The 12,656-nt window shown below is 45.2% G+C and carries 13 protein-coding genes; 8 read left to right on the top strand and 5 right to left on the bottom strand.

Features of this window, described 5'->3' with window-relative positions; genetic code table 11:
* Nucleotides 1-28 precede the first annotated feature (28 nt).
* A complete protein-coding gene (smrB, locus tag OC443_RS14660; protein WP_073581314.1) occupies nucleotides 29-559 on the bottom strand; it encodes an endonuclease SmrB in 531 nt (176 codons plus the stop codon).
* 65 nt (nucleotides 560-624) lie between these two features.
* Between smrB and prmB the strand changes: the two genes are divergently transcribed.
* The 4 genes from prmB (at nucleotide 625) to OC443_RS14640 (ending at nucleotide 3,666) form a co-directional block, all read left to right on the top strand.
* Complete coding sequence (gene prmB / locus OC443_RS14655; protein WP_073581316.1) at nucleotides 625-1,557, top strand: 50S ribosomal protein L3 N(5)-glutamine methyltransferase; 933 nt, start codon at nucleotides 625-627, stop codon at nucleotides 1,555-1,557.
* A gap of 152 nt (nucleotides 1,558-1,709) precedes the next feature.
* Complete coding sequence (aroC, locus tag OC443_RS14650; protein ID WP_073581318.1) at nucleotides 1,710-2,795, top strand: chorismate synthase; 1,086 nt, start codon at nucleotides 1,710-1,712, stop codon at nucleotides 2,793-2,795.
* Between the two features lie 65 nt (nucleotides 2,796-2,860).
* On the top strand, nucleotides 2,861-3,391 hold the full coding sequence (locus OC443_RS14645; protein ID WP_073581670.1) for an elongation factor P hydroxylase: 531 nt from the start codon (nucleotides 2,861-2,863) through the stop codon (nucleotides 3,389-3,391).
* Between the two features lie 11 nt (nucleotides 3,392-3,402).
* On the top strand, nucleotides 3,403-3,666 hold the full coding sequence (locus tag OC443_RS14640; protein ID WP_073581320.1) for a YfcL family protein: 264 nt from the start codon (nucleotides 3,403-3,405) through the stop codon (nucleotides 3,664-3,666).
* Between the two features lie 113 nt (nucleotides 3,667-3,779).
* Here the strand turns inward: OC443_RS14640 and mnmC are convergent, their stop codons facing one another.
* Nucleotides 3,780-5,789 carry a bifunctional tRNA (5-methylaminomethyl-2-thiouridine)(34)-methyltransferase MnmD/FAD-dependent 5-carboxymethylaminomethyl-2-thiouridine(34) oxidoreductase MnmC gene (mnmC, locus tag OC443_RS14635; RefSeq protein WP_073581322.1) on the bottom strand — a complete coding sequence of 670 codons (2,010 nt, stop codon included), beginning with the start codon at nucleotides 5,787-5,789 and terminating at the stop codon, nucleotides 3,780-3,782.
* Between the two features lie 128 nt (nucleotides 5,790-5,917).
* Here mnmC and fabB point away from each other — a divergent pair, with 128 nt between their 5' ends.
* From fabB to OC443_RS14620, 3 genes are all read left to right on the top strand, one after another.
* The gene (gene fabB / locus OC443_RS14630; RefSeq protein ID WP_073581324.1) at nucleotides 5,918-7,129 is read left to right on the top strand and encodes a beta-ketoacyl-ACP synthase I; all 1,212 of its coding nucleotides are present in this window, start codon (nucleotides 5,918-5,920) and stop codon (nucleotides 7,127-7,129) included.
* Nucleotides 7,130-7,262: 133 nt separating this feature from the next.
* The gene (locus OC443_RS14625; protein WP_073581326.1) at nucleotides 7,263-8,408 is read left to right on the top strand and encodes a 4-phosphoerythronate dehydrogenase; all 1,146 of its coding nucleotides are present in this window, start codon (nucleotides 7,263-7,265) and stop codon (nucleotides 8,406-8,408) included.
* Nucleotides 8,392-9,405, top strand: a complete 1,014-nt coding sequence (locus tag OC443_RS14620) for an aspartate-semialdehyde dehydrogenase (RefSeq protein WP_073581328.1) — start codon at nucleotides 8,392-8,394, stop codon at nucleotides 9,403-9,405. The genes OC443_RS14625 and OC443_RS14620 overlap by 17 nt, the downstream gene beginning before the upstream one ends.
* A 52-nt stretch (nucleotides 9,406-9,457) precedes the next feature.
* On the opposite strand, the gene fcrX is transcribed toward OC443_RS14620, so the two are convergent.
* From fcrX to OC443_RS14605, 3 genes are all read right to left on the bottom strand, one after another.
* Nucleotides 9,458-9,910 (bottom strand): ferric iron uptake transcriptional regulator FcrX, encoded by a 453-nt coding sequence (gene fcrX, locus OC443_RS14615; protein ID WP_073581330.1) that lies wholly within the window; start codon nucleotides 9,908-9,910, stop codon nucleotides 9,458-9,460.
* Between the two features lie 355 nt (nucleotides 9,911-10,265).
* The gene (gene fldA / locus OC443_RS14610; protein WP_073581332.1) at nucleotides 10,266-10,793 is read right to left on the bottom strand and encodes a flavodoxin FldA; all 528 of its coding nucleotides are present in this window, start codon (nucleotides 10,791-10,793) and stop codon (nucleotides 10,266-10,268) included.
* A 170-nt stretch (nucleotides 10,794-10,963) separates the two neighbouring features.
* Nucleotides 10,964-11,734, bottom strand: coding sequence for an alpha/beta fold hydrolase (locus tag OC443_RS14605; protein ID WP_073581334.1), 771 nt, complete (start codon nucleotides 11,732-11,734; stop codon nucleotides 10,964-10,966).
* 302 nt (nucleotides 11,735-12,036) lie between these two features.
* Here OC443_RS14605 and seqA point away from each other — a divergent pair, with 302 nt between their 5' ends.
* Nucleotides 12,037-12,600, top strand: coding sequence for a replication initiation negative regulator SeqA (gene seqA, locus OC443_RS14600; protein ID WP_073581336.1), 564 nt, complete (start codon nucleotides 12,037-12,039; stop codon nucleotides 12,598-12,600).
* Nucleotides 12,601-12,656: the final 56 nt, after the last annotated feature.

The following is a 12,656-nucleotide window of genomic DNA, read 5'->3' as shown; positions in this document are numbered from 1 at the left end:
ACCCTGATGCATCCTTTCTCTCGCCCGGTTATTTATCCGGAATGGACAGAAGGATCAAAAGCGCGCCATCACCACCAAATTCAAGTGGTGCCTGATGAAATGCCATCACATCAGGGTGCTGAGCCAGCCATAAAGGCACTTTTTGTTTGAGAATATGTTTACCGATACCATGCTGGACACAGGCACAATGGATATTCTCTTTCACACAATAAGCCAGCATGGCTCCCAATTCGCGTTTGGCTTCTTTTTGTGTCATGCCGTGCATGTCCAGAAACACATCCGGAACGTAAACGCCGCGACGCAATCGCTTTACTTCATATTTTGATACATCGTCACGCGAGTAGCGTGTCGGACCGTCTTCCGGAAGCAGTGGCACAAACTCATCCGAGAAATAGAAACCACTGTCTGTCGCTTCCCGCTGGATTTTACGGGCGCTTTTCTGCCCGGTATTTCTGTTTGTCTCGTGGACTATGGTATCCTGATGCAATCGTTTTACGCCTTTGACTTCATTTTTGAACAAGGCGAAATCGTCATCCTGACACTTATCGTTTTTACTCATTCGATAACTGGTTGTGATGGTTTATGTTTAAGATAGCCGTATTGTAGCCCTTTTTGGAGGCAATTTTGGATAAGATTTTTGTTGAAGAAGCTGTTTCTGAGCTTCATTCCCTTCAGGACATGATTCGCTGGACTGTCAGTCGCTTTAATGCTGCGAACCTGTTTTACGGGCACGGAACGGACAATGCCTGGGATGAAGCCGTTCAGTTGATTCTTCCCACATTACATTTGCCTGTGGATATGCCGCCACATGTACTGAACTCCCGGTTGACGACCAATGAACGGATTCAGATTGTCGAACGGGTGGTCAAGCGTATCCATGAAAGAAAGCCGGTTGCATATCTGACGAATAAAGCCTGGTTCTGCGGGATGGAATTTTTTGTCGATGAACGGGTTTTAGTGCCGCGTTCTCCGATTGGTGAGCTGATTGAAAATAGTTTTCAGCCATGGTTGATCAATCCTCCGGAACGGATCATGGACTTATGTACCGGCAGCGGCTGTATTGCGATTGCCTGCGCCCATATGTTCCCGGAAGCTGAGGTTGATGCTGTTGATATTTCATCTGATGCATTGCAGGTGACAGAAATTAATATTCAGAATCACGGTCTGGAACAGCAGGTATTTCCGCTGCGTTCTGATTTGTTCCGGGATTTAACCAAGGTCAAATATAACCTGATTGTGTCTAATCCGCCTTATGTTGATGCTGAGGATATGGGGTCTCTGCCGCAGGAATTTATCCATGAGCCTGAGCTGGGTCTGGCTGCAGGTACGGATGGGCTGAAACTGGTCAGAAGAATTCTGGCAAATGCCCCGGATTATCTGACAGATGATGGCATTCTGATTTGTGAAGTCGGTAATTCGATGGTTCACATGATGGAACAATACCCGGACATCCCATTTACCTGGATTGAGTTCGAGCATGGCGGTCATGGGGTATTTATGCTGACCAGAGAACAATTGGTTGAGCACCAGGATAAATTCTCTCTGTATTTAGATTAGTTGTCAGCAATTTGTTGTGATTGAGTAACAATTAGTATGTGATTGGTACTTTACATCAAATTCGAATCAAGCGACTATGAGATTACTAAGAACAGGAATGATTCCCGGGAAAATCATGATCAAAAACATCCGGGAACAGATTAGAGGAATACATGGCAGGAAATAGTATCGGACAGCACTTCCGCGTGAGCACATTTGGTGAAAGTCACGGTCTGGCGCTTGGATGTATTGTTGACGGATGTCCTCCCGGACTTGAAATTACTGAAGCTGATCTTCAGGTTGATTTAGACCGCAGACGTCCGGGTACTTCTAAATATACCACTCAGCGACGCGAACCGGATGAAGTGAAAATTCTTTCCGGTGTGTTTGAAGGAAAAACAACCGGGACTTCAATTGGTCTGTTGATTGAAAATACTGATCAACGTTCGAAAGATTATTCTGAAATCCAGGACAAATTCCGTCCCGGACATGCTGATTACACTTATCATCAAAAATACGGCATCCGTGATTACCGTGGCGGTGGTCGTTCATCTGCCCGCGAAACCGCAATGCGTGTTGCAGCTGGTGCGATTGCGAAGAAATACCTGAAGCAGGAATTCGGCATTGAAATCAGAGCTTATCTGTCTCAGATGGGTGATGTTGCCATTGATAAAGTGGACTGGAATGAAATCGAAAACAATCCTTTCTTCTGTCCGGATCCCGGTAAGCTTGAAGCTTTTGACGAATTAATCCGCGAGCTGAAAAAGGCCGGTGACTCTGTTGGTGCTAAAATTCAGGTTGTGGCGACTCAGGTGCCAGTCGGACTTGGAGAGCCAATCTTTGATCGTCTGGATGCAGATATTGCCCACGCACTGATGAGTATTAATGCAGTGAAAGGTGTTGAGATTGGTGATGGGTTTGATGTGGTTGGTCAAAGAGGCAGCCAGCACCGCGATCTGCTTGCTCCGGAAGGATTCAAAAGTAACCACGCCGGTGGTATCTTAGGCGGAATCTCCACGGGGCAGGACATTGTTGCCAGTATTGCGTTGAAGCCAACGTCCAGTATCACCATTCCCGGTGAGACGATTACAAAGTCAGGTGAAGCCACACAGTTAATTACCAAAGGGCGTCATGATCCCTGTGTCGGGATTCGTGCTGTACCGATTGCTGAAGCGATGCTGGCGATCGTGTTGATGGATCACCTGCTGCGGCATCGTGGTCAGAATCAGCATGTGGTAACGGGAACGCCGCAAATCTGATTGATATGAATTTGTCTTTTGCGAAACAGCGCCCTCATTCGAGGGCGTTTCTGAATGAAAAAATGATGAAGCACGATTATCAGGATTTAATCCGGATTTTTGATCAAACATTCTATGAATCCTGTCAAACCCGGCTTGAATCCGGTGACGATGAACCAATTTATCTGCCGGCGGATCATCAGGTCAATTATCACCGGATTGTGTTTGCCCATGGCTTTTTTGCGTCAGCGCTCCATGAAATTGCCCACTGGTGTGTTGCCGGGCCGGAACGCCGGTTGCTTGAAGACTTTGGCTACTGGTATGAGCCCGATGGAAGAACTGAAGCGATGCAGCAAGCTTTCGAGCAGGTTGAAATTCGTCCTCAGGCTTATGAATGGATTTTTTCTGAGTGTGCCGGTTTTCCGTTTTCTGTCAGCTGTGACAATCTGGATGGCGATTTTGAACCGGACAGGCTCGGTTTTATGCAGAAAGTACATGATGAAGTTCTGTTGATTCTGAGCTCTGGTTTACCTGCCAGAGTCAGGATGTTTGCCGATGCATTGAGAGATTTTTATCACACCGGTGCACTGTCTCCGGAACAATTTAATGTGAAATAGATGAGTATCATATGATTATTGAGTTTGAAGAGAAAATACTGACTTTGATTGACGAACGTATTGAAAATGCATCTGATGATGAGTTGTTTGCCGGCGGTTATTTAAGAGGTCATATTTCTCTTGCTGCGGCATCATGTGAGGAAGATGGCATCGAAGATATTACGATTCTGAAAGCCCGTATTGAAGACAGTGTAGAGCAGGCCCGATCTGAACTGACTCCGGCTGACAGAGTTATTGTCATGCAATTATGGGAAGAACTTCAGCAGCGGCTGTGATCTCTGCAGTTATGTTTGCTTTATGGGAAACCACCAGCATGCTGGTGGTTTTCGTTTATATTTCCAAATAATTTGCATCTTCAGGTTATTTGGGGAGATATCAGGTCGTTTTTTCAGAGTGTCTTGCCTTTGCGAAGTTTTCTGATCCACATGCGTGCCGGATGGAGCCTTTCCAACAGATCAACCGAAAGCGGAATCGGATCGTTGCATATGACAGAAGTCAGCAATTCAGCCATCAGAGGTGAGGAACATAATCCTCGTGAGCCAAGCCCTAAAAAGGCATATAACCCGGGATAAAGGTGAACGGTTTCGGCATTCGTTTCATCCTGATGCTGCAGGTTTTGATAGTGACTCTGAATCCAGTCAAAATCTCCCAGATTTCCGACGAAAGGTAAATGATCCCGGCTGACACAACGCACCCCCTGACGGGCATGGTTTGCAGAGAGGTCGACTTCGTCAGGCCATGACTGGTCGGGAATGCACTTTTTCAGTTTCTCCCCGTTTTCTCTTTGTGCATCCACATCAAATTCTGTATCGGTATTTTGGCGATCATAGCTTGCACCGATGCAATGAGACTGATTTTCGGGGTTAACCGGAGTCATATAACCATCGTAGCACAAGACATTGTTTAGCTTACTGAGATTTTCTGTAGTCGGGATATGACTGACCTGACCTTTGACTTTCGCTAAGGGTAAATTTTTGGTTTGTGCGAATTCATCGAACTGATGGCCGGTCGCTATCACAACACATTGATGCCGGAACACTTGATCATCTGATGTCAGGTGCCAGACTTGCTGCGCTTCATCCCGGGCGATCTGAGAAATCCGGATACCACGATGCAGGTGAAGTTTTCCCTGTTCTTCCAGATGAGTTAGCAGCTGTTCAGTGAATTGAGCCGGACATAGCCAGCCCCCCTGCGGGTAGTGCAGGCTTTCAACGCTAACGGGTTGTCCCAGAGTGAATGAGGTTTGTTCCGGACTGAGTCTGGTGACCAGCTCTGTCGGGAAGAGGCTCCCGGCAACCGGAGCCAGTTTTTTCTGTGATTTTTCATCCCACATCAGTTGTGTGACGCCACACCATTGATGGTCAAACCGGATATCCATCGCACACTGGTCAAAAAATTGACGGGCAAACAGAAAACTTCCGGCGAAAATTCTTGAGAGTGGGTCATGTACCGCATTCAATAAGGGATAAAGTGCGCCTTGTCTGTTGCCTGAAGCACCCTGAGCCAGATGCTGATCCTGGCAATAGACAGAGACTTTGATTCCCCGCCGGGTTAAAGATTTAGCCAGAGCTGCAGTGGCAATACCGCCACCAATGATGGCGATATCGTTGATATCTGAAACGCTTTGATAAGCGTACCACGGCGGGGTGTTTGTCCATCCGGAGGGGTGTTCTAACTGGCCGGCAAGCATTTCTCTTTTTGTGCCGAAGCCTTTGACTTTCTGCATTTTAAATCCGGCTTCATTCAGTCCGCGGCGAACAAATCCGGCAGCCGTAAAGGTCGCACAGGTTGCATCTTCACGTCCCAGTTTTGCCATTTGATTGAAAATGGTCTGATTCCACATATCCGGATTTTTTCCCGGCGCAAAGCCATCGAGGAACCACGCGTCAATCAACCCATGTTTGGACACCGGTAGTTGCGGCATGCAATCCTGTATGTCACCAAACCACAAATCCAGTGTGACTGCGCCATCAGCAAAGACGATCCGGTGGCATTCCGGTACTGCAGACGGGTAGTGGTTTTGTAATGCGCTGGCATACTCTCCCAGTTCAGGCCATGCCTGATGCGATTTGACGAGATCCACCCGGCTTAAGGGATATTTTTCAAAACTGATAAAATGTAATTGTTGCAGCTGGGCTTGCGGGTTTTCCTGACGAAACCGGTCAAAGTATTGCCAGGCAACCAGAAAATTCAGTCCGGTGCCAAAACCTGTTTCACCAATCACAAAACGTTGTTTCCTGAAATCATGCCATCTTTCAGGCAGATAGTTTTGATGAAGGAATACGTAGCGGGTTTCTTCCAGTCCGTTGTGATTAGAAAAATAGACATCATCAAACTGGTCAGAAACCGGGGTGCCGGATTCATTCCAGTCAAGCTGGGCATGCTGAAGTTTATTCATTGTGGTTATTCATTGGTGAAATATAAAGTATGATGGGGCGATTGTACGGATTTCCCGGAAAGCTGACCACTTTTGTAACGCTTGTCGGTTATCATCGTGTTGGTAAGTTTGAATTATAGGATATTTATATGAAAAGAGTTGTAATAACCGGTATGGGTATTGTTTCTAGTATCGGTAACAATGTCGAGGAAGTTCTGGCATCTTTAAAGGCTGGAAACTCAGGTATTACAGCGTCTGAGCAATTTAAAGAGAAAGGATTGCGTTCTCAGGTCTGGGGAGACCTGAAAATAAATCCGGCAGATCATATAGACAGAAAACAAATGCGTTTCATGGGTGACGCAGCCGCTTATGCCTATTTATCTATGCAGCAGGCGATTGAAGATGCCGGTCTGACGCCTGAAATGGTTTCAAATGACAGAACCGGTATTGTTGCGGGCTCTGGTGGTGCATCTGCGCTGAATCAGTCGATTGCGATTGATACTTTGCGTGAAAAAGGTGTGAAACGGGTTGGTCCGTATATGGTGACCCGGACCATGTCATCAACCGTGTCAGCCTGTCTTGCCACGCCATTTAAAATTCGTGGTGTGAACTACACTATGAGCTCTGCGTGCTCAACATCTGCACATTGTATCGGCCATGCCTCTGAGCTGATTCAGCTTGGCAAGCAGGACATTGTTTTTGCCGGTGGTGGTGAAGAGCTGGACTGGTCCATGACCATGATGTTTGATGCGATGGGCGCTTTGTCAACCAGGTATAATGATGCACCAGAACAAGCATCCCGGACCTATGACGCAAATCGTGATGGCTTTATCATTTCCGGCGGTGGCGGCATGGTTGTTGTTGAAGAGCTTGAGCATGCATTGGCCCGTGGTGCCACGATTTATGGTGAGATTGTCGGGTATGGCGCGAACTCTGATGGTTATGACATGGTTGCACCATCCGGAGAAGGTGCTGTGCGTTGTATGAAAATGGCGATGCAGAATGTTGATCATGTTGACTATATTAACACGCATGGAACATCCACACCGGTCGGTGATATCAAAGAACTTGAGGCCATTCAGTCATTGTTCGGGGATAACAGCCCGGCAATTTCAGCAACGAAGGCAATGACAGGGCATGCTCTGGGCGCTGCTGGTGTACATGAAACGATTTACTCAACGTTGATGTTGCATCATAACTTTATTGCACCAAGTGTGAATATTGAAACACTCGACGATGCGGCGCAGGGACTGGACATCGTGAGAGAAACACGAGAGCAGGAAATGACGACTGTGATGTCAAACAGCTTCGGTTTCGGCGGAACAAATGCTTCTCTGGTTGTGCGTAAATACCAGGGATAGTTTGTTTTTCACTGACGACAGAACTAAATCCGATACCCGGCATATGCCGGGTATTTTTTATGTCGAACCTGCTTCAGAGTTTTTGTACAATCGACCAACAGAACATAATGATTATTTGAAGTAACGGCTAATTATGAAAATCCTCATTGATGAAAATATGCCTTATGCTGAACAGCTATTCAGTCAGTTAGGGAATGTAATACTTAAGTCTGGCCGGGATTTAACCCCGGATGATTTGATTGATGTGGATGCATTAATGATTCGTTCGGTGACCCAGGTGAATGAAGCACTATTGCAAAAAGCTGACAAGCTGAAGTTTGTTGGTACTGCCACAGCCGGGACAGATCATGTGAATCAGCAGCTGTTGCATGAGAAAGGGATCTTTTTCACCGCAGCTCCCGGGTGCAATAAGGTCGGCGTGGCTGAGTATGTTTTTAGTGTGTTAATGGTATTGGCTCAGCAGCATGGTTTCTCTGTATTTGATAAGACGGTTGGTATTATTGGAGGCGGACAGGTTGGTTCCTACTTGTCAGATGTGTTGACCGGGATTGGTATCAGAGTGCTGCTCAATGATCCGCCGAAAGAAGCTGGGGGAGATTCCCGTCATTTCACACCGCTGGATGAGTTACTGGAAAAATCCGATGTTATTACATTGCATACGCCACTGGTGAAAGATGGTGAGTGGCCCACACATCATCTGATGAATGAAAATGTATTGATGAAGCTGCGGGGAGATCAGATTCTGATTAATGCAGCCAGAGGTCCGGTTGTCGATAATCAGGCATTGAAGCTAAGATTACAAAAACAGGATGGCTTTATTGCAGTGCTGGATGTGTTTGAGTTTGAGCCTCAGGTTGATATGGAACTGTTGCCGCTTTTAGCGTTTGCAACCCCACATATTGCTGGTTATGGACTCGAAGGAAAGGCTCGCGGAACCACGATGATTTTTAATAGTTATTGTGCATTTCTGGGGTATGATCAATGGGCCAGCCCGACCAAACTGCTACCCACAGCACCAGTTCATGAAGTGGCCCTGTCGCGGCCCTGGGATGAAGCAACGCTGGGGAATTTAATTCATCTGGTTTACGATGTTCGTCGTGATGATGCGTTGTTTCGCAGAAAGGTTGGCTCTCCGGGCGCATTTGATGCGATGCGAAAAAACTATTGGGATCGACGTGAGTATGGTTCAATAAAAATTGTAGGTGGACAAAACTGTCGGTTGAAGTCACTGTTTGATTTAGGTTTTCATATTGAGGAAAGAAATGACCCAGGAATTTAATGTTGCTGTTTTAGGCGCAACAGGTGCCGTTGGCGAAACGATACTCGAAGTACTTCAGGAAAGAGAGTTTCCTGTCAATGAACTGTTTTTGCTTGCCAGTGAGCGTAGCGAAGGAAAGACGTATCGTTTCAGCGGAAAAACGATTCGGGTACAGAATGTTGAAGATTTTGACTGGTCTCAGGTTCATATCGCGTTGTTTTCTGCCGGAGGAAAATTATCGGAACAGTGGGCGCCAGTCGCTGCTGATGAGGGCGTTATTGTCATCGATAATACATCACAGTTTCGCTATGACTACGATGTGCCACTCGTTGTGCCTGAAGTGAACCCTGAGGCGATTGCCGAGTACAGAAACCGGAATATTATTTCTAATCCAAATTGTTCGACCATTCAGATGTTGGTTGCGCTCAAGCCAATTTATGATTTGGTTGGTATTGACCGTATTAATGTGACGACCTATCAGTCGGTATCGGGTGCCGGGAAGCCGGGGATTGATGAGTTAGCCGGACAAACAGCAAAACTTTTGAATGGTATGCCCGCCGAACCTGAAGCCTTCAGTCAGCAGATTGCATTTAATTGCATCCCTCAAATTGATGAGTTCATGGACAATGGTTATACCCGTGAAGAGATGAAGATGGTTTGGGAGACGCAGAAAATCTTTAATGATTCATCAATTCAGGTGAACCCAACGTGTGTCAGGGTACCGGTTTTCTATGGGCACGCTGAAGCTGTTCACCTGGAAACCTGTACGCCGGTTGATGCTGAACAGGTGATTGAGTTACTGGAACAAACAGATTATGTTTCTGTGTTCACCGGCACCGATTTTCCTACACAAGTCAGAGATGCCGGTGGTCAGGATACCGTATCTGTCGGAAGAATTCGTAATGATATCAGCCATCACAATGGCTTAGATCTTTGGATTGTTGCGGATAATATCAGAAAAGGTGCGGCGACGAATGCTGTGCAGATTGCTGAATTATTGATTCGCGATTATTTGTGATATCTGCTGGATGAAGTTATAAAAAAGCCACCATATTATGGTGGCTTTTTTATTAAATCTTTCTTCGTTTATGTGCGTCAGGATTTTCTTTACAATTTCCTTCGCCACATTTGCCATAGAGGTATAAGCTATGATTGGTGAGTTTTACATTGTATTGCGCCGCAATCTCTTTTTGGCGTTGTTCAATGATTTCATCAGAAAATTCAATTACTTCACCACAATCCAGGCACACTAAATGATCGTGATGTTGTTGCGTAGATAATTCAAATACGGATTTTCCACCTTCGAAATGGTGACGTGTCACAATTCCGGCATCATCGAACTGGTTCAATACCCGGTAAACTGTCGCAAGTCCGATCTCTTCACCAAAATCGATTAGCTTTTTGTACAGTTCTTCAGCACTAATGTGTTGGCATTCTGGTTGCTGAAGGACTTCGAGAATTTTTAATCTTGGAAGCGTAACTTTCAGACCAGCATCTTTCAGTGCTTGGTTATTATCAGACATATTTTTTCCTGTTGACGAGCTGCATCAGTAACAGAGTTTAATTACTATTTTCGTTATTATAGGTTAGACATTGTAAACAATAAACCATTAACTTTAAAAGTGTATTGTTTGCATTTGTCATCGCAAATACGAACTAATGTCAGAAATATGACTTTTTTATATAGTTAGCGAAGGAATGCTTAATATACAGTAAGCAACAATAAATAGCTTGCGCGGATGATGTGATTGGGTTGCCGGTAATGCAATGAATAACACGAGGAATCGAACCGTATCATGTTATTCATTGATATTGATTGAAATGATCGGTAAATGACATCAACACAGAAAAATTCATGACGATCTGATGTCGTCTGAATTAGTCTTCCAGTTCTGCCAGACACATTTCTTCGTAGATCTGTTTCACCCAGGTAGTCACTCTTTCATCAGTGAGTTCCGGCTGGCGATCTTCGTCAATGCATAGCCCAACAAAATGACTGTCATCGGCCAAAGCTTTAGAGGCTTCAAACTCATATCCGTCTGTAGGCCAGTGACCGATGATTGTAGCGCCTTTGGCTTCGATAATATCGCGAATGGTTCCCATGGCATCACAGAAGTATTCCGCATAATCTTCCTGATCACCGCAACCGAAAATAGCAACTAATTTGGTTGAAAAGTCGATAGACTCAAGTTCAGGGAAAAAATCATCCCAGTCACACTGAGCTTCTCCGTAATACCATGTAGGAATTCCCAGAAGCAGCAGATCATAATTATCAATATCTTCCTTGCTGCTTTTTGCGATATCCTGAACGTGAACGAGTTTTTCACCCAGTTGCTTTTGAATCATTTTCGCAACGGCTTCAGTATTGCCTGTATCACTTCCAAAGAAGATTCCTACACTTGCCATAGAATTGTTACCTTTCAATTTTCATACGTTGGAGAGATAAGCTCAACCACGATGCTGTGACCATTTGTGATTGCGCGCACTATACCACTGTTATTTTATAAAGTTAATGTTTTGCCGGAGCGCAAAAATATGTCTCTTTACGATCCACTTTGAAATCAATGAGTTTACTTTTACACAGATGCCAGAAACCGGCGAATGACACGCAGGACATCCTGTGGTTTTTCGGCATGTAACCAATGTCCGGTATTCGCAATAATGTGTGCTTTGGCTTGAGGAAACTGCTGCTGAATCGCTGCTTGTGCATCCTGAGTAATATAATCTGAGTCTGCACCTTTGAGAAACAATACTGGCTTGCGGACCGGTTGAACCGGATGCCAGTCCAGAATCGATTGGTAATTCGCAAACAAAGCGTTGACATTGAAACGCTGTCGGATGGTATTGTTTTCTTTATACAGAGATTTTCCCAGAAACTGTCTGACCGAAAGCATTTCGATATGTTGAGCCAGAATATCCATTGCTTCTTCTCTGTCGGAAGGACGACGTTCCTGTACGGCAAATAGTCCGGCGAAAACATTATCGTGCCGGTGTTGATCGTATCTGACCGGGGCCATATCCATGACGATCAGGGAACGGACCAGTTTCGGGTGCTCAGCAGCGAGTTTCATCGCCACTTTTCCTCCCATGGAATGGCCCACAACGATGACATCAGATAGTTCAAGTGACTGAAGTAATTGAGCCACATCTCCGGCCATAAGCTCATAATTATGTTGATCCGAGTGGAATGACAAACCGTGGTTTCTCAGATCAACCCGGATGACCTGATAATCTTCTTTCAGGTCGCGGGACAGTCCGCCTAAATTATCGAGATTACCGAATAGTCCGTGAATCAGGAGCAGCGGTGTACCGCTTCCTTCCACTTTATAATGAAGTAGTGCTGACATGCTTTATTTGAGTCTGGTTTTTTCCGGGGAAATAAAAATGCACCATTCGTTGCTGGTTTTCAACCGATATTCTCGTCAGGATATCATTTCATGTCAGTGACGTGACCAAAAGAGTGGTGATCCTGTTGTTCATATCTTTCTGAAACTTTTTATCGTCTGTATCCCGGTGATTATTTAATGAGTGTGTACAAATTGAGATGGATGAGTCGTTTGTGTCAGCGGCCGATTGCACAGACTCGCATCTTCATGTTATTTAGGTATATAATTCCAGAGAGTTTTAACGTAGAGATTGTGAAAAGCGAATGAAAACAATTGAGGTTGATGAGGAAATCTATCGTTACATTGCAAGTCAGACCCGTCATATCGGGGAAAGCGCTTCTGATATTTTGCGCCGCTTGCTAAATACTGATACCGGGAATGAACCGTTTATTTCTGAAACTCCTGAGACAGGTGTTTCTCCGGACAAGAGTCAACCCCAAGGTATTGTTGTCAGTAAAGAGGCCGGAAATGACAATAAAGAATCCGGTGTGAGAATGATAAGAGAACTGCTGCTCTCGGATGAATTTGCTGAGCAGCGTAAAGTGATTGACCGGTTTTTACTGGTTCTTTCTGTACTTTATTCAGTTGATTCTGAAAGCTTCTCAGAAGCGACGCAGGTTAAAGGCAGAAAGCGGGTTTACTTTGCAGACAATGAACAAACGCTGCTGGAACACGGAAAAACAACAAAGCCAAAAGCCATCCCCCATACGCCATTTTGGGTCATTACAAATAATAACACCAGCCGTAAGCAGCAAATGGTCGAACAGGTAATGAGCCGGATGAATTTCCCGGCAGAAATTACAGAAAAAGTGATAAATGCGCTTTAATTTAGGATACCGATGGCCTTATCTGTCTGGATAAGGCTTTTTCTTAATTTTGAAAC

Source organism: Vibrio quintilis (assembly GCF_024529975.1).
Taxonomy (GTDB): Bacteria; Pseudomonadota; Gammaproteobacteria; order Enterobacterales; family Vibrionaceae; genus Vibrio; species Vibrio quintilis.
Note: the sequence above shows the minus strand (reverse complement) of the source record. Positions and strands in the feature narration are given on the sequence as shown.